Origin of the sequence: Klebsiella sp. NPDC088457 (assembly GCF_044900465.1) — a bacterium.
GTDB lineage: Bacteria > Pseudomonadota > Gammaproteobacteria > Enterobacterales > Enterobacteriaceae > Klebsiella.
Genome location: NZ_JBJDNH010000002.1, coordinates 1 through 17,944, shown reverse-complemented (window position 1 = coordinate 17,944; position 17,944 = coordinate 1). Strand labels below are relative to the sequence as shown.

Sequence of the window (17,944 nt, the reverse complement as noted above, 5' to 3'; positions counted from 1 at the left end):
CCCCCGTCGTTTCGCAGGCGCTGCCGGATGAAAAGCATAAACATAATTTCTCCCCAGAGAGTGATATGCGTAGAGACGTACTGTTATTACTGTGTTCATTTTGTCTGTTGCCCCAGCTCGCACACGCTGACGATGACAGCATGAGTGCGAAAGATATCAAGACGCTTTTTTTTGGTCATGACGATCGTAAACCGGTGAGCAACCCCGCTGAAGCGCCCTGGGATGCTATTGGCCAGTTAGAAACGGCCAGCGGCAATCTATGTACCGCCACCCTTATCTCACCGCATCTGGCGTTGACCGCCGGCCACTGCCTGCTGACGCCGCCCAGGGGTAAGGCGGATAAAGCCATCGCACTGCGATTTATCTCGCGTAAAGGCGGCTGGGTCTATGAAATTCACGGTATTGAAGGCCGGGTCGACCCTTCTCTGGGCAGACGGTTGAAAGCCGATGGCGATGGCTGGATAGTTCCCTCCGCCGCGGCCCCGTGGGATTTTGGCTTAATCGTTCTGCGCTACGCCCCTTCCGGAATCGATCCGGTGCCGCTATTTAGCGGTGATAAAGCCGATCTTACCGCCGCGTTAAAAGCGGCCGCACGCAAAGTGACGCAGTCCGGTTACCCGGAAGATCATCTGGATAATTTATACAGCCATCAGGATTGCGTGGTGACCGGCTGGGCGCAGACCTCGGTCCTGTCGCATCAATGCGATACCCTGCCGGGTGACAGCGGTTCGCCCTTACTGTTGAAAACCGATACCGGCTGGCAGGTGATAGCGGTACAGAGTTCGGCGCCCGGGCCGAAAGACCGCTGGCGCGCGGATAACCGGGCCATTGCGGTCACCGGTTTTCGCGACAAGCTGCAGGCCCTGGCGAACGAATAGCCGCTACCCCTGCTGCTTACGCAGCTGAACCAGCTCCGCGATCGGCATCGGTTGGCTAAAGTAAAAACCCTGTAACCGATCGCATCCCGCCCGCCGCAGCAGCGCCAGCTGCTGCTGGTTTTCCACCCCTTCAGCCACCACCGTCATGCCCAGCGCTCCGGCGATACGCACGGTCCCGCGCACCAGCTCCGCAGCCTGAGCATCAACATCCACCAGCCCGGCCAGCGACTTATCAATTTTAAGGGTGTCGAAGCGAAAACTGCGCAGGTAGCCGATGCTGGAGTAGCCGATACCGAAATCGTCCAGCGCCACCGCCGTCCCCAGCGCCTTGAGGTTCTCAATCGCCGCCCGGGCGCGGGCCGGATTCTCCATGACGTAACTCTCGGTCACTTCAATCTGCAAACGGCGGGCCGGAAAGTGGCAGCGGGCAAGCACCTGTACCACCCGCGACTCAAATTCCGGATCGCGAAATTGCGCCGGCGAGATATTCACCGCCAGCATCAAATCCCCCATGGATTGCAGATCGCTGCACGCCCGGTAGAGCACAAACTGACCCAGCGCATAAATCAGGCCGCTGCTTTCCGCAACGCTAATAAAGGCATCCGGCGGTAGCGGCCCCTCCGGCCGTCGCGGCCAGCGCAACAGCGCTTCGACGCCTTCCATCGCCAGCGTTCCGGCGTTAACAATCGGTTGATACCAGACGTCAAACTCTTCATTTTCCAGCCCCTGGCGGATACCGTTTTCAATATTCAGCTGATACTGACGGGCTTCACTGAGGGTCTCGTCATACCAGGTGGTGCGCCCTTTGCCGGTTTTTTTCGAATGGTACATGGCAATATCGGCCCGGCGAAACAGCTCGGTGCTGGAGCAGGTCGCGGGGGTGCCGCTGGCGATACCGATGCTGGCGCTGATATAAATTTTGCGCCGTTCGAGGCCGATTGGCGATTTCAACATTTCCAGCACCGCCCATGAAAAAGCCGACCCCTGAGCGATAGCCTGTTCGCCGCTGACGGTCATGGCAAACTCATCGCCGCCCATACGCGCCAGCATCCCCTCCGCAGGGACTCTTTGCCGAAGCTCCTGCGCAATATGAGCAATCAGCGCATCGCCGACATCATGACCGTAGTTGTCATTCACATCTTTAAAACCGTCGAGGTCAATAAATACCACGCACTGGATCTCATGCTGCGCCTTAGCGCACTCCTGGTTGAGCCGCCCGATCAGCGCCCGTCGGTTGGGAAGCTGGCTGAGCCAATCGGTCATGGCGATTTTTCGCGCCAGCTTCTCGCCGCGCGACAGTTTATACAGTCCCAGGCAACTGAACAGAATAAACAGCAGGATCAGGCTGGCGGCGACGATGGCGATAAGACGAATACTGTTTGAGGCCGCCTGCGCCGCCTCCGCGCCGGGCAGGCGCGGCTGCCAGCTGAGATAGCCGATTATCTCACCCGCGTTGGTCCGCAGCGGGACGCTGTATTCATCGCTGCTTTCTGTCGCATGCAGGTCGTTAATCTGAAAGGTATTACCCAGTTTTTGCAGCATCTCCGCGTTGATATGTCGGGTAATCACCAGATAGCGGCGCGTATCATCGTGCACCTGCAAACGCCCGACGGTCGGGCGAATCAGACCGATACCGATAAAGGCAATCCCCTCGCGCGTGCGGGTAATACCGGCATAGGCGCTTTTACCACTGCGCAGCGCTTCGGCGTGCCGGGCGATCAGCGTCTGCAGACCGCTACCAAAAAAACGGATGTCCGTTTCATTAAAGGCCTGGCTTTGAAACGAGCCCCACAGCAGGCGGTAGTGCTGATCCAGAACGAAGGTGCCATCGTAGAGGTTATTAATTTTGAAGCCCGAACCCCACGAGTCGTACAGCCAGTCGGCATCCAGAGTTGGCGCATAGGTTTGTTTTACCGCGTCATCCCAGATCGAGTTATCCAGCACCAGCGATAGCACCCGGTTGACCGACGTTTGTACGGCCCCGTCGACGGAGAGCGCAGATCGATGTCGGTCGATTTCATTGGCTTTAATGCCGATCAGATGTTGAGAAAGATAGAGCAGAGAAATAATCGAAACGATGAGGCCAATGCCGGCGAGGAAGATCATGACCGAAAGCGTTTTGGCCGAAGGAAGGTTGCGCCAGCCGGGCAAATTTACCATTCTCTGTCCTCATCACGGCTGAAGGAAAACGCGCCGAATATACTCTTTTTAAAAGAATAATACAGAGAACAGATTTTGCCGCCTGCGCAGGCAGGCGGCATCACATCATGCCAGTTTAATTAACACCATTCCGGCAACCAGCAGGATAACGCCGATCCAGCCTTTATGATTTAAGCGTTGGCCGAACAGCACCCAGCCGGCGGCGATGGTTGCGGCAATGCCGAAACCGCCCCACAGCGCATAGGCCACCGACAGGTCAATCCCTTTTACCGCCTGGGAGAGCGCGCTGAAGGCGCCAAGCACCGCCAGCAGAGACATCACGCCGTACAGTTTGCGACGAAAACCGTCAGAGAATTTTAAAAAGACGTTGGCGGCAATTTCCAGCACAATGGCCAGCGCCAGCCAGGCGCCGTGAACCCATTCAAACTGTGGCATGAGCCGTCTCCCTCGACGATTTTTCCGCCTTTTTGGTTCCTGATTTAATCAGCACTATGCCGACCACCAGCGTGAGCAGACCGGCCATTTTAACCAGCGAAAGCGTTTCATCGAACAACAGTACGCTGAACAAAGTGATCAGCAAAATGCCAATCCCTTCCCATAAGGCATAGGCCACGCCGAGGGCAATTTTTTTCACGGCAAAGGCGAGGAAAATATAAGACAGCGCAATCATTACCAGCATCAAAATAAAGCCAGTATGCCCGCCGCTGACGCTGGCCCATTTCATAGAAAGTGTGCCGGTTATTTCAGCAACGATAGCTAAAGCTAATAATACCCAATAAAACATGATCCCTTCTCCTGCTTGAGAATATAATCCATGACGGCTTACGCGAAGGTAACCCGGAAAATTTCTGACGTAGATTTAGCCGTGCGCAGTGCGCCAGCTCAGGCAGAGAGAAAGGACTAAAGCGCTGAGCGCCAGTGTTGCTCGCCGGCAAAGCGGCAGTTAGGGAAGGATCCTGCAGGGTGCTGAGAAATATATATCCTGAACTGATTGTCCATAAAATTACAATTATCCGCGGGATTGCTTCTCGTCATTGCGGATGAATATTGTCCTCGGTAGTTATACACAGTGAATTTTTACCATAATATGTCATTATACTCAAAGTCTTTGCACTTCTTTACCTCCAGTATTTGATTTAGATTAGCTTTTCCTGATGTCAATCGCCATTATGATGGCGCAGCACTATTTTTATTTTAACGACAGGATAGTTCTCACCACGGTGGCGGCAGTATCCAGGGGCAATGCTCCCCGGCGGTCCAATGCATTTTTTGCTGATTTTGTCGCATCATCCGGGTCTACACTGTGAGGAAAACCGGTTTTATTTTTCAGGGAATCGTATGGCCAAACCCATCATCACGCTTAACGGATTAAAGATCGTCATCATGCTGGGCATGCTGGTCATTATTCTGACCGGTATTCGCTTTGCGGCGGATATCATCGTCCCGTTCATCCTGGCGCTGTTTCTCGCCGTGGTTATTAATCCGCTGGTTCAGTTGATGGTGCGCTGTCGGGTGCCGCGGGTGCTGGCGATATCGTTGCTTATCGGCGCCATCGTTATGCTGGTGGTGGTTCTGCTGGCCTCCTTAGGCACCTCGCTCAATGAACTGGCGCGCACCCTCCCGCAGTACCGCAGCTCATTGTCAGAGCCGGTACATACCATTACTCCGTGGCTACAGCGTTTCGGCTTTACCGTCTCCGTTGTCGAGCTGAATAAATACATCGACCCCAACGCGGTGATGACGATGGTAACCGGCCTGCTCACGCAGTTGTCCAACGCCATGTCCTCTATCTTCCTTCTGCTCCTGACGGTGGTCTTTATGCTACTGGAAGTCCCGCAGCTGCCCGCCAAACTGCAGCAGCTGATGTCCCGGCCGGTGGAAGGCATGGGCGCCATTCAGCGCGCCCTTGATAGCGTCTCTCATTATCTGGTGTTAAAGACCGTCATCAGCCTGGTCACCGGCCTGGTGGTCTGGGGGATGCTGGTGCTGCTGGAGGTCCGTTTTGCCTTTATGTGGGGACTGCTGGCTTTCGCCCTCAACTATATCCCCAACATTGGTTCAGTACTGGCCGCTATCCCGCCCATTTTGCAGGTGCTGGTATTTGGCGGGCTGTATGAGGCGCTGGTGGTGCTGGCGGGCTACCTGGTAATTAACCTCGTCTTCGGCAATATTCTTGAGCCGCGGATCATGGGGCGCGGCCTGGGGCTGTCGACGCTGGTGGTATTTTTGTCATTGATTTTCTGGGGCTGGCTACTGGGGCCGGTCGGGATGCTGCTGTCGGTACCGCTGACGATTATTGTCAAAATTGCCCTTGAGCAGAGCCCGGGAGGACAGAGCATCGCCTTCCTGCTGGGCGATGTCGGCAAAGATTAATGGCCACGGGGCGGCCAGCCGCCGCCCCGACCTCCGCGTGGGTAATGCCGTGTTCAGGCTGCTTGCGCCCGGGTCCATACCACCAGCAGGCTGGTGCCGGTGAAAGCGGCCATAATCCACACCATCATCCAGGGCGTCCCGTCATGTAGCCACGCCAGCAGCAGCGAGGAGATAATCCCGCTGCCGTATTGCAGCGCGCCGATCGGCGCCGAAGCCGAACCGGCAAATTCCCCCGCCTCATCCAGCGCCGTCGACGTCGCGGCAACGACGCCATTCATCGAGAGGTAGCGGAAAATCGCTGACGGATAATCCCCTGCTGGCGTATCAAGGTTATGAGCGCTGCTCATGAATAGACGCGCCGCCATGGACATGCTAAAAAAAAGCCCCCGGCTGGCGGGGGCTTAGGTCAGATTACAGCGCCATATCGTGCTGCGCAGACTCCGTACGCGATGGCTCTGACGGCTGGGCGACGGCAGCCGCCGGCTGGTTGTCGCTCATATGGATAACCGGCGGCTTCGCCAGCTGCAGCGTGGCGGCGGTGTCGTCCCACACCTGCTGCGTCAGCGCGGCATTATCATTCAGTTTCTGGCCGTAGCTCGGGACGATAGCGTGGATGCGGCTCTGCCATTCGGCGGAGTTAAACTGCTCCGGGAACATCTGTTTGATCACGTTGAGCGTGATCGGTGCTGCGGTAGACGCCCCTGGCGATGCGCCCAACAGCGCCGAGATGGTTTTCTGCTGGTCGACCACCACTTCGGTCCCCAGCTTCAGCACCCCGCCTTTGTCGGCGTCTTTCTTGATGATCTGTACGCGTTGCCCTGCCTGGATCAGTTTCCAGTCCTCTTTACGCGCGTCCGGGTAGTACTCTTTCAGCGCGGCAAAACGGTCATCATCATTCAGCATCACCTGGCTAATCAGGTACTTCACCAGATCGAAGTTGTCGAGACCCACGTGGGTCATCGGCAACACGTTATCGGTGGTCGTAGTGCTCAGCAGATCGAAGAACGAACCATTTTTAAGGAATTTGGTTGAGAAGGTGGCAAACGGCCCGAACAGCACCACGCGTTTCCCGTCGATGAAGCGGGCATCAAGGTGCGGAACCGACATCGGCGGCGCGCCGACGGAAGCCTGACCATAGACTTTCTCCAGGTGCTGTTGGGTGACCGCCGGGTTTTCACTCATCAGGAAAGAGCCGCCGACCGGAAAACCGGCATAATTATCCGCCTCCGGAATACCGGTTTTTTGCAGTAATTTCAGCGCCCCGCCGCCAGCACCGATGAAAACATATTTCGCATCGATAGCCTGTTCTTCGCCGCTATTGACGTTTTTGATCGTCACATGCCATGAATTATCGGCATTGCGTTTAAAGTCGGTGACTTCGGAAGAGGTTTGCAGCGTAAAGTTGTTATTTTTCTTCAGGCTGCCGATCAGCTGACGGGTAATTTCCCCGTAGTTAACATCGGTCCCGACCGGCGTCCATGTGGCGGCCACTTTTTGCTGCGGATCGCGCCCTTCCATGACCAGCGGCGCCCACTGTTTAATTTGCGCGTGATCGGTGGAAAATTTCATCCCCTGGAATAAGGTGGTTTGCTGCAATGCGGTATAACGCTTTTGCAGATAGTCGACATTATCGCCCCAGACGAAACTCATATGCGGAGTGGAATTAATAAAGGAATGCGGGTCATGCAAAATGCCGCGTTTCACCTGCGCGGTCCAGAACTGGCGGGAGATCATAAACTGCTCGTTGATATCCAGCGCCTTGCTGACATCGATAGAGCCGTCCGGGCGCTCCGGCGTATAGTTCAGCTCCATATTCGCCGAGTGACCGGTACCGGCGTTGTTCCAGCCGTTAGAGGATTCTAACGCGACGCCATCGAGCTTCTCGACCATCACCTGTTTCCAGTCCGGCTGTAATTCCTGTAGCCAGGTCCCAAGAGAGGCACTCATAATTCCGCCGCCAATCAGCAGGAAATCGGTTTTTTGGGCTGAATCGGTATTGGCCCAGCTCGCCGTGCTGACAAACATCGCCAGTGCGGTCATGGATAAGAACGTATTTTTAATTGCAGGCATAATAGAATTATCGCATAGCACAATGAAATAAGTGCACACATGTTAACGCACTTTTATTATATTTTAAAATATCATTTACATTTTCCGCACAGTTAATCAATTATTGATTAATACTTTTTTAATTTAAAAAAGTAAAAGCTGCGACAATGAAAAATAAAAGCGAAAGAATAACGGGGTTTTCGAGGGCGTAAAATAGTCACCAGCGGTTTATTGAGTTATTTATTTCGCGGTTTCATAAAATGGGGCGCGCAAGCCAGTGCGCGCCGACGGCGATCAATTTGCCGGACTCAGAACCGTCCGTTTTGTTTCCCGTAAGGCAATCCGCAAATGATCGTTATTCTCGGCCAGCAGCTCCCGCGCCTGCCAGGCACCAAGCCCGGTCATCAGCATCAGTATTGCCGTACGGCAGTGCTGATTGCAGCTGGCCAGCGCGGCTTTCGCCTCGCTGCGCGAGCAGCCGGTAGCGGTCATGACGATCGCCATTTGCCGTTCCGCCCAGCGTGGACTGGTGGCCTGCAGATCGACCCGCAGATTGCTATAGACCCGACCTTCGCGAATCGCCAGCCCGGTGGTCAGCATGGCGAGGATTTGCCGCTGCGCCAGCTGCGCTTTCGGGTTGCCATACCCCGCCACCGCCTCTGGCCCGGTTTGCGGCGCAATAACCATATCCGCCAGCTGCGCGGCTTCGCTACTCGCCTGCTGGGTTAACACGGCAATCGGCGCGCCGAGAGACCAGGCGTGACGCATCGCCCCCCATACCCACGGCGTTTGTCCACTGACCGTCAGCGCCAGCAGCATATCGTTACGGCCAAACTGCAGCGCCTGCAGTTCCAGGGCGCCGGAATCGTAATCGTTGGCGGCGGTTTCCATCTCCTGCAGCGCCGCTGCCGGACCACCGGCAATGAGCCCAATCAGCGAATGTTTTTCTTCCGGCGCAAACTCGCTCACCGTCTGCAATGCCGCGCGGCCAGATGCTCCGGCGCCGATGATAACCAGCCGTCCTCCCCGGCTCAGCGCTGCGGCGGCGTTATCGACCAGACGGGCAATCTCAGGCAAACAGGCGGCGATGGCATCGGTAATTTGCCGATCGTCCTGATGCAGCATGGTCAGCATATCGAGGGTGGCGAGACTGTCGATGTGGCGAGTTTCAGGGTGGCGTCGTTCCATCATTGAAGCGGTTGGCTTACTGCTCATAAAAACCTCCATTTAAAACAGAAAGAACTCACTGCGGCATGTCCCCGTGCCGTGCAGGGCTATTACGCTGTTTCGCCAGTGTAAAGGCATCCGCAGATCGTTTACCGTCGCTGGAGTCACAGTTTCTCGTCCCCGCGCCCCGTCGGTTGGCGATTGGCTGTTTGGCGGCCAGTTTACGCCGACGCCCGCTTCAGTCCGACTGACCTTTCAGCTTCTCCGAACCAGAAGTCAGTGCATCACCAGCCCGCCGTCAACAAAGTATTGGCTTCCTGTCACGAATGAGAATGACGCGGCATCGGCAAGCAGCAGTGGACGCCGGCACTCCCGGGATTCTGTTTTGACTCGCCCAGCCGCCGGCTCATGCCGCCGCTGCGGGCCTTTGTCGATAATCAGCAGACCGGGAACCGCGGCCGCGCGCGGATGCGCCCAGCGGGTGCATGACACGGCTTTATGAAATCGCCCCTATCGGCGATAATAGGCCTTCGCCGATTATTCCAGGGGATGTCATGAAGGATTTAGCGGAGCAGGATGCGCCCGCGCGCAAACGCCTGATGAGTATGAAACTGAGTACCGCCGTGACGCTGATGATTGGCAGCGTGATTGGTTGCGTGCTGTTACTGGTCTATGCCCTGTGGTTTATCCAGATCAGCAATACCACCCGCGACGGCGTCAAAGACACGGCGCTGGCGGTGGCGCGTACCTTCGCCGACATGCCGGAAGTGAAGCTCGGCCTGACCCAGCCGCCGCAGCACAATCTCATTCAACCTCTGGCACAGGCCATCACCCGGCGCAACGATCTGTTGTACGCCGTGGTCACCGATATGCATGGCGTGCGCTATTCGCATCCCAACAGCCAGATCATCGGCCAGCGCTTTATCGGAGAAGATATCCAGCCGGCGTTTAAAGGTGCGGAAAATGTCGCCATCAACCACGGCGTACTGGCCCCGGCCTTACGCGTGTTTACGCCGGTGTATAACGACAAGCAGCAGCAAATTGGCGTTGTGGTGGTCGGGATTTCGCTCAGTAAAGTAGATCAGCAGATCGCCCATGGCCGCTGGGACGTCCTGCTGACGGTGCTGTTCAGCGCCCTGGTATGCGCAATCGGCACCTGGAGCCTGGTGCGCGGCCTGAAACGGGTGCTGTTGGGGCTGGAACCGCAGGAGATCTCGACCCAGTTCCAGCAGCGCCAGGCGATGCTTCATTCGCTGAAAGAGGGGGTGGTGGCGGTCGATGTCGCGGGGCGCGTCACGCTGATCAACCCCGCGGCCCGCGAGATCCTGCTGAGCGGCCCCGGCCAGGAGATCGCTCATACCCCGCTGCTGGCGGATTTACAGGAGGTGCTGCAAACCGGCACGCCGATTTACGACCGCGAGCTCGGCTGCAACGGATTCCTGCTGCTCAGCAACACCGTGCCGGTGCGCAGTCAGAATGCGATTGTCGGCGCCATCAGCACCTTCCGTGATAAAACCGAGGTCAGCCAGCTGCTGCAACGGCTCGACGGGATGGTCAATTATGTCGATGCGCTGCGCACCACCTCCCACGAGTTTATGAATAAGCTGCACGTGATCCTTGGCCTGCTGAATATGAAAAGCTACGACAAGCTGGAGGAATACGTGCTGCAAACCGCCCATACTTATCAGGCGGACATCGGCGAAATTCAGCACCGGATCAAATCACCGGTGGTCGCGGGTTTTCTGATTGGTAAAATCCAGCGCGCTAAAGAGCGGGGCTTCAGCCTGAGCCTCGCGGAAGAGAGCCTGGTCCCCGATTGTCCGAACGAAAAACAGGTCACCGTGCTGGTGACGGTGCTGGGTAATTTGATCGAGAATGCGCTGGACGCCATGAGCGGCCAGAAAGAAGGCGAAGTCAGCCTGCTGCTGCACTATCAAAATGGCTGGCTAAGTGGCGAGGTGAGCGATGACGGCCCGGGAATTCCGGCCGCCCATATTGACGCCATCTTTACGAAAGGCTTTTCCACCAAGGGTGAAAACCGCGGTGTCGGGCTGTTTCTTGCCAGCCAGCAGCTGCGCGAGCTGGGCGGCACGCTGGCCGTCGAGTCCGAGCCCGGCGTGTTTACCCAATTTTTTGTACATCTTCCCTGGGATAGTAAAAGGAAACGTGCGTGATAAATGTCTTAATTGTTGATGATGATGCCATGGTGGCCGAACTGAATCGCCTGTACGTGGCGAGAATCTCCGGTTTCCGCTGCTGCGGCACGGCGTCAACGCTGAATAAAGCCCAGGAGATGATTAACGATAGCGCGATGGAGATCGATCTGGTGCTGCTGGATGTCTACATGCAGCATGATAGCGGGCTGGATCTGCTGCCAACCATCCGCGCTTCCGGCCGCCCCATCGATGTGATTATGATTACCTCCGCTGCCGATGCGGCGACGGTGCAAACCTCAATGCATTATGGGGTGGTCGATTATCTGATCAAACCGTTTCAGTTCCCGCGTTTCGAAGAGGCGCTGACCGCCTGGCGCGAAAAAAGAAAGCTGATGACCGGTCAGCCCTATTATGAGCAGGCCGATGTTGACCGCCTGCTCCACGGCGGAGCGCCGGAAGCCACCGACGCGCGCAAGCTGCCGAAAGGGTTAACCGCGCAGACGCTGCGTACGCTGTGCCAGTGGATCGATGCCCATCCAGGTACCGAGTTTTCGACCGACGAGCTGGCGGTGGCGGTGAACATTTCCCGCGTCTCGTGCCGTAAATATCTGATCTGGCTGGCGCAAATTAATATTCTTTACACCAGCATTCACTACGGCGCGACCGGGCGCCCGGTGTACCGCTATCGTCTGGTCGCCGAGCAGTACAGCCTGCTTAAACAGTACAGTCAGTAAGCCGGTAGCTGTCGTCGAGTAAATGAAAGCGGAAGCGGCGCTGCGATGAAAGGATCACCTGGCGATTTTTGGTGACGAAAATCGCTTCGATATCGTCGCGTCGATGCAGCGCCGCGCACCCTTTCTCCACCCCGAGGCCATAGATCAAGGTGGTCCAGATATCGCCGTCGAGCGAGTCGTCCGCGATGATGGTCACGCTCTCGAGTTCGTTATCGAGGGGATAGCCGCTGCGCGGGTCAAGGATATGGTGCCAGCGCCGCCCGTCCTGCTCAAAATAGCGCTCGTAAATACCGGAGGTCACCACCGACTGACCGGCAACCGCAATACTTCCGACCAGCGCATCGTCGCGGGCAAAAGGCTTTTTCAGCCCAATCGACCACTCGCCGAGGGTATGCACATTCCCGCCGAGATTGATCAGCGCGGCGCTGACCCCCTGCTGACGTAAATAATCGCGTACCCGATCGGCGATATAGCCTTTGGCAATCGCCCCAAGGTCAATCTCCATCCCCGCCTGGGTGAGAAAAACGCTGCCAGCGGCGTCATCGAGGATCACATCCTGCGGATGGGTCAGCGACAGCCGGGCGGCAATCTCTTCCTCGGCCGGTACGCTGCGTCCCTGAAAACCGATACGCCAGAGTTTCACCAGCGGACCAATCGCCAGATTGAAGGCGCTATCCTGCACCATGCTGGCGGCTTTCGCGCATTTGATCAACTGGTAAACCGGGCGGCTGACGCTAACCGGATGACGTCCGGCGGCATGATTGATATCCATCACCTGCGATTGCGCGCGGTTAACGGTGAACAGGTCTTCGTAACGCTTAATCAGTTGAAAGGTGCGGGAAACCAGGGCTTCGTCGTGGGAGAAGAGTTTAAGTAAGATCGGTGAGCCCATCAGCACGGTGGAGTAACTATAGATGCGGCGGTCGCCAGACATGGTTGCAGCTCCTCTGTGTCGCCCCGGCCGGCAGCGCGCCGCCGGGGGAAAACGCCGGGCGAACCCGGCCTGTTATCACTGAGCGTTAGCCTCTGGCGCGTTTTGCCGCCTGGTGGCCCGCCAGGGTGCCGAAGATAATAATATCCGCCACCGCATTCCCGCCGATGCGGTTGCCGCCGTGAATGCCGCCAACCACTTCCCCTGCCGCGTAGGCGCCGGCAATCGGCTGATGGCGGGTATTCAATACCGCGGTTTCCGGGTTAATGGTCACCCCCCCCATGGTGTGGTGAACCCCCGGCGCGATACGGATCGCGTGGAACGGCCCCTCGTTGACCGGCGCGCGCAGCGCGGTGGTACGACCGAACTCTTCGTCGCACTGCTTTTCAACAAAACCGTTGTAGCGCTCAAGCGTCGCGAGGAAGGCATGGTAATCCATCCCCAGCTTCTCCGCCAGCTCGCGCAGCGAGCTGGCACTGGTCACCAGCCCCCTGGCGATGTATTCATCGGCTGCTTTATTTTTGGCGCGCACATGCTCATCAAAGACGATGTAGGCGTAATGTTCCGGCAGGGCGATAATCGCCGCTGATACTTTATCGCGGGTCGACATTTCGTTGAAGAAGCGCTTGCCCTGCTGGTTAACCAGAATCGCCCCGCCGCCGCGAATCGATTCGGAGATCAGATACGAGGTGTTCTGCTCGACGGTCGGGTGAATCTGAATTTCGCCCATATCCACGGTGCCCGCGCCGATACGCTCCAGCAGCGCGATGCCGCCGCCGGTCGCCCCTTTATGGTTAGTGGTGACGAAACCGGCCAGGTCAGGACGGTATTTAACCACCATCGCGCTGTTCGCGCTGAAGCCGCCGGTTGCCACGACAACGCCCGGCGTCTGGACGACGATGCTCTCCTGCTCATCATTCAGCAGACGGACGCCGCACACTTCGTCGTTATCCATCAGGATCTCTTCCACCGAAGTCTCCAGCATCACGTCAATACCGCGTCTGGTGATGTTGCGCACCAGACCGCTAATCAGATAGCCGCCGACGGCGGATCCGTCGCGTGGGCGGTGGGTACGGTCAATGCTCATCCCACCGGTGGTGGTAATGTCGTTGAGCATAATCCCGCGGCGGGCCAGCCATTCGATGGCCTGCGGCGCGTTTTCCACAAAGCGGCGCAGCAGCTGCGGATTGTTTTTGTTATGCCCGCCGCGCAGCGTTTCCTGGTAGAACAGCTCTTTGCTGTCCACAATGCCTTTTACCCGCTGGAAGCGTGTTTCAGCGGCGTTCATCCCGGCAGACGCCTTGATGGTATTACCGCCGATTGTCGGCATTTTCTCAACGATCAGCACTCTGGCGCCTTCATCATGCGCCTGAATCGCGGCCGCCAGACCGGCGCCGCCGCTGCCCACCACCACGACGTCGTAGCTTTTCGGCGTCAGATCGTCGCCACCCTCTTCAAGGGCCAGCGCTTTGCTCGATTTGAGCATCGCCTTCGACACCGCTTTTTTCACCGCTTCACTCTGGCTGGTAGCACCGGAGATGGCGTCCACATGCGGTGTGTTCGCACTCAGAATACGTTCACGGATCTCGGCAAAACTGGTGGTGAACTCCACGGTTTGCCGCGGGCTGGCCGCCAGTTCAATATCGGCGATGCGATCATTTTCCAGACTGACGTTGATGACCAGTTCGCTGACATCGTCCTGCACGGTTTCGACAAACACGCCGGGCTTAAACTTCGCATCACCCATGCTCATATCGCGGATCATGGCTTCGACCAGCGAAAAGCGCCACAGCGGCTGCGGAATATGCAGCGCTTCGCGCTGGGTGCTGTCGATAAACAGCTCCAGATGTTCACCGTCAGCAATCCGCGCCGTCCAGTCCGGGTAAGCGATACAGGCGCGGCCCACGGCAATCAGATCGTAGCCATGATCCAGCCCCTGCTCCGCATCCGCCGCGTTAACCACGCCGCCAACGCCCATCACCGGGATCTGCGCCAGGGTGTCAGAACGCAGCGCGCAATATTTTTCAATCAGCGGCGTAGGATCGCTGGTGTCAACAATCGAAGGACGCAGGGAAGCGCCGACTGAAAAGTGCAGATAATCGAGACCGCGCGCCGCCAGTTTTTCCAGCAGATACAGGGTATCGTCGAAGCGAATACCCGGCTCTTCCAGCTCCTCCGGCGAGAAACGATAGCCGATAATAAAGGCATCATCGGCATACTGGCTGACCATTTTATGGGTGATCTCCAGCACCGCCAGCGGGAAACGGGCGCGATTATCGCGGCTACCGCCCCACTCGTCGTCCCGCTGGTTGGAGTTCGGGGAATAGAACTGCTGAATCAGGTAGGTGTTCGCACCGTGGATTTCCACGCCATCGAAACCGGCCTGGATCGCGCGACGCACGCCATCGCCGAATTTGACAATCATCCCTGTCACTTCTTCCGCGGTCAGCGCCCGCGGCAGCGCGGCGCCCTCACGCGGCGCGGCCAGCGCGCTCGGCGCTACCGGCTGACGACCGCCGATCAGCTGCGGGTCGACCATGCGGCCGCCGTGGTAGATCTGCAAAATCGCTTTTGACCCTTCGGCTTTGATCGCGTCGGCGATTTTTGCCAGACCGGCAATTTTGTCATCGCTGTCGATGCCGATGGCGCCCGGGAAAGCCAGACCGTAATCATCGATAAAGCAGCACTCAACGATAATGGTACCAATGCTGCCGGCACGCGCACGATAGTACTCCACCAGCTCGCTGGTCACGCCACCATCAAAATAACCGCTACAGGTGGTCATCGGCGCCATTAACAAACGGTTTTTCAGCTCGGTACCGTTGGGTAAGGTAAAAGGACGCAAAATACGTGAGTTACTGGTCATATTAACACTCCAGATTTTAAATATTGAAATTCAGAATGGGGTGACGGAAGTGTTTTTGATTATGTTTCTTAATTCCTGTGTTCATGCTAATAATATAGCGCTATTTTTAGTTACCAAAGTAATTACGTTAGTTAAAAAACTATTTAATCCCAGCAATAACATCAATACCTCTATTGTATTATTAATTTAAAATATCGCATTCACATAAAACAAAAAACTGATAACAAACCGGACATCTTTGTTAAAATCACTACCTCAAGGGCAGGAATTAAAAATCGATATATATCATTACGATAGAAAACAACCCCATCATCAGTTACGACACATTCTCGATTGCAATTTAACAATCAGCGATATTTTAAACAAATAAACACCTTATCCAACAGGGTTATTAGCAAAATAAAAAAATAGCCTGTTACGCGGTATTTTTTGATCTCGATCAATTGCAACGCGACATCAAAGCGCAATATATAAATAACCCAATAATTTAATTTAACGCCCGACAAAATGCGTTAAATAACTGTCAACGCGATCAGCAAAACCAACCATTAATAACTAAAGAAAGTTTCGTAATTAAAGAAATTAGTGGTTATGGCGTGACGCAACCGTATTTTCAACTACTCGCAGATACTCATTATGAAAGAGAAAAAGACAACCATAGCGCCTGCCGGCGCAGCCAGTCCCAGGGCTGCCAATAAAAGCCGTCTGCTGATGATGACGCTGCCCATTATCGTCGCGGTACTGTTACTCTTCGTTCCGGTGCCTGAGGGGTTACCGCCATATGCCTGGCACTACTTCGCTATTTTCGTCGGCGTCATTGTCGGGCTCATTTTCGAACCGCTGCCGGGCGCCGTGATTGGCATCACCGGCGTGGTGGTTATCGCCCTGTGCAGCCAGTGGCTGCTCTTCAACCCGGCGCAACTGGCGGACCCCAAATTCAAACTCGCCGGCGCGTCCTTTAAGTGGGCGGTAAGCGGGTTTGGCAACTCCACCGTGTGGCTGATTTTCGGCGCCTTTATGTTCGCCGCCGGCTATGATAAAACCCAGTTTGGCCGCCGTCTGGCGCTGATTCTGGTGAAATATCTCGGCCGTCGCAGCCTGACGCTGGGTTATGCCATTACCTTCGCCGACCTGCTGCTGGCGCCGTTTACCCCCTCGAATACCGCGCGTAGCGGCGGGACCATCTACCCGATTATCGCCAACCTGCCGCCGCTGTACGGTTCAAAACCGAATGACCCCAGCGCCCGCCGCATCGGTTCCTACCTGATGTGGGTCGCGATTACCGCCGCCTGTATCACCAGCTCCATGTTCCTCTCCGCGCTGGCGCCAAACCTGCTGGCCCTCGCGCTGGTTAAAAGCATCGTCGGGATCAATATCTCGTGGGGTACCTGGTTTATCGCCTTCCTGCCGCTGGGGATCCTGCTGATTCTGGCAATGCCACTGCTGGCCTACTGGTTCTACCCGCCAGAAGTCAAAGTAAACAACGAAGTGCCGCTGTGGGCCGCACGTGAGCTGGAAAAACTGGGCCGCCTGTCGCGCAATGAAATTCTGCTGCTGGTGTTCGTCTGCTTCGCGCTGATGATGTGGATTTTCGCCGCCGAGTGGATTGAACCGGCGCTGGCTGCCCTGCTGGTCATCGTGCTGATGCTGTGGACCGGCGTCCTGTCCTGGAGCGATATCACCAATAATAAAGCGGCGTGGAACACCTTTGTCTGGTTCGCCACCCTGGTGGCGCTGGCGGATGGCCTCTCTTCTACCGGCTTTATCGCCTGGTTGGGTAAAGAAGGCGGCGCGCTGATGAGCGGTATCTCCCCGGGGGTCGCCACTATCGTACTGCTGCTGGCGTTCTACCTGCTGCACTACCTGTTTGCCAGCACCACCGCGCACACCACCGCGCTGCTGCCGGCGATGCTGACTATCGCCGCAACCATCCCGGGTATGAATATGCAGGTGTTCGTCCTGCTGATGGTCACCTCGCTGGGGGTCATGGGCATCATCACCCCTTACGGCACGGGCCCCAGCCCAATTTACTACGGTAGCGGCTATCTGCCGACCAAAGACTACTGGCGCCTCGGCACCATCTTCGGCGCCATCTTCCTGGCCGCCCTGCTGCTGATTGGCTATCCGTGGATGTCCATGATGTTCTGATTCATCACCGCCGGGGGCATACTCCCGGCGGTTTTACTCTTAGGGAGCTAAGCTATGTCGACTAAACCGTTCGTTTATCAGGAAGCCTTTCCGCTGGCAAAAGATGAGACCGAATACTATCTGCTGAGCAAAGAGCATGTTTCCGTAGCCGAATTCGAAGGCGAGGAAATTCTGAAGGTTACACCTGAAGCGCTGACCCTGCTGGCACAGCAGGCCTTCCACGACGCGGCCTTTATGCTGCGCGTTTCTCACCAAAAAAAGGTTGCGGCGATCCTGCTCGACCCGCAGGCCAGCGAGAACGACAAATACGTCGCGCTGCAGTTTCTGCGTAACTCGGAAATCGCCGCCAAAGGCATTTTGCCGACCTGCCAGGATACCGGCACCGCCATCATCATGGGCAAAAAAGGCCAGCGCGTGTGGACCGGCGGCGGCGATGAAGCCGCGCTGGCGCAGGGGGTCTATAACACCTATATCCAGGACAA

13 protein-coding genes and 1 pseudogene are annotated in these 17,944 nt (G+C 56.5%); 6 read left to right on the top strand and 8 right to left on the bottom strand.

Annotated features, from left to right (window positions below; all coding sequences use genetic code 11):
• Positions 1-65 precede the first annotated feature (65 nt).
• Entirely contained in the window at positions 66-878 is an 813-nt protein-coding gene (locus ACI2JR_RS02195) for a trypsin-like serine peptidase (protein ID WP_165905768.1), read from the top strand.
• A 3-nt stretch (positions 879-881) separates the two neighbouring features.
• On the opposite strand, the gene ACI2JR_RS02190 is transcribed toward ACI2JR_RS02195, so the two are convergent.
• The 3 genes from ACI2JR_RS02190 to mdtJ all read right to left on the bottom strand — a co-directional run bounded on the left by ACI2JR_RS02190 (position 882) and on the right by mdtJ (position 3,822).
• Positions 882-3,038: a putative bifunctional diguanylate cyclase/phosphodiesterase gene (locus ACI2JR_RS02190; protein ID WP_462477745.1), complete on the bottom strand. Its 2,157-nt coding sequence runs from the start codon at positions 3,036-3,038 to the stop codon at positions 882-884.
• A 105-nt stretch (positions 3,039-3,143) separates the two neighbouring features.
• Positions 3,144-3,473, bottom strand: a complete 330-nt coding sequence (mdtI, locus tag ACI2JR_RS02185) for a multidrug/spermidine efflux SMR transporter subunit MdtI (protein WP_132731171.1) — start codon at positions 3,471-3,473, stop codon at positions 3,144-3,146.
• Positions 3,460-3,822, bottom strand: a complete 363-nt coding sequence (gene mdtJ / locus ACI2JR_RS02180) for a multidrug/spermidine efflux SMR transporter subunit MdtJ (protein ID WP_462477744.1) — start codon at positions 3,820-3,822, stop codon at positions 3,460-3,462. Before mdtJ ends, mdtI begins: the two co-directional genes overlap by 14 nt.
• Positions 3,823-4,376: 554 nt before the next feature.
• Between mdtJ and ACI2JR_RS02175 the strand changes: the two genes are divergently transcribed.
• On the top strand, positions 4,377-5,411 hold the full coding sequence (locus ACI2JR_RS02175; RefSeq protein WP_132731173.1) for an AI-2E family transporter: 1,035 nt from the start codon (positions 4,377-4,379) through the stop codon (positions 5,409-5,411).
• A 53-nt stretch (positions 5,412-5,464) separates the two neighbouring features.
• Here the strand turns inward: ACI2JR_RS02175 and ACI2JR_RS02170 are convergent.
• The 3 genes and pseudogenes from ACI2JR_RS02170 to ACI2JR_RS02160 all read right to left on the bottom strand — a co-directional run.
• A pseudogene (locus tag ACI2JR_RS02170) lies at positions 5,465-5,710 on the bottom strand (Bcr/CflA family drug resistance efflux transporter); the annotation flags it as partial.
• 112 nt (positions 5,711-5,822) lie between these two features.
• Positions 5,823-7,481, bottom strand: a complete 1,659-nt coding sequence (gene mqo, locus ACI2JR_RS02165; RefSeq protein WP_462477743.1) for a malate dehydrogenase (quinone) — start codon at positions 7,479-7,481, stop codon at positions 5,823-5,825.
• Between the two features lie 273 nt (positions 7,482-7,754).
• On the bottom strand, positions 7,755-8,675 hold the full coding sequence (locus ACI2JR_RS02160; protein ID WP_132731175.1) for an N-acetylmuramic acid 6-phosphate etherase: 921 nt from the start codon (positions 8,673-8,675) through the stop codon (positions 7,755-7,757).
• Positions 8,676-9,181: 506 nt separating this feature from the next.
• Between ACI2JR_RS02160 and ACI2JR_RS02155 the strand changes: the two genes are divergently transcribed.
• Together ACI2JR_RS02155 and dcuR are read left to right on the top strand one after the other, a co-directional pair.
• On the top strand, positions 9,182-10,801 hold the full coding sequence (locus ACI2JR_RS02155; protein ID WP_462477742.1) for a sensor histidine kinase: 1,620 nt from the start codon (positions 9,182-9,184) through the stop codon (positions 10,799-10,801).
• The gene (dcuR, locus tag ACI2JR_RS02150; RefSeq protein WP_132731177.1) at positions 10,798-11,517 is read left to right on the top strand and encodes a two-component system response regulator DcuR; all 720 of its coding nucleotides are present in this window, start codon (positions 10,798-10,800) and stop codon (positions 11,515-11,517) included. The genes ACI2JR_RS02155 and dcuR overlap by 4 nt, the downstream gene beginning before the upstream one ends.
• Here dcuR and ACI2JR_RS02145 read toward each other — a convergent pair.
• Entirely contained in the window at positions 11,498-12,451 is a 954-nt protein-coding gene (locus ACI2JR_RS02145; RefSeq protein ID WP_462477741.1) for an FAD:protein FMN transferase, read from the bottom strand. The genes dcuR and ACI2JR_RS02145 overlap by 20 nt on opposite strands.
• An 85-nt stretch (positions 12,452-12,536) precedes the next feature.
• Positions 12,537-15,314, bottom strand: coding sequence for a flavocytochrome c (locus tag ACI2JR_RS02140; RefSeq protein ID WP_462477740.1), 2,778 nt, complete (start codon positions 15,312-15,314; stop codon positions 12,537-12,539).
• A gap of 636 nt (positions 15,315-15,950) precedes the next feature.
• Here ACI2JR_RS02140 and ACI2JR_RS02135 point away from each other — a divergent pair.
• Together ACI2JR_RS02135 and ACI2JR_RS02130 are read left to right on the top strand one after the other, a co-directional pair.
• Positions 15,951-17,462, top strand: coding sequence for an anion permease (locus ACI2JR_RS02135; protein ID WP_462477739.1), 1,512 nt, complete (start codon positions 15,951-15,953; stop codon positions 17,460-17,462).
• 54 nt (positions 17,463-17,516) lie between these two features.
• A partial coding sequence (locus ACI2JR_RS02130; protein WP_462477738.1) for a fumarate hydratase occupies positions 17,517-17,944 on the top strand: 428 nt, incomplete at its 3' end.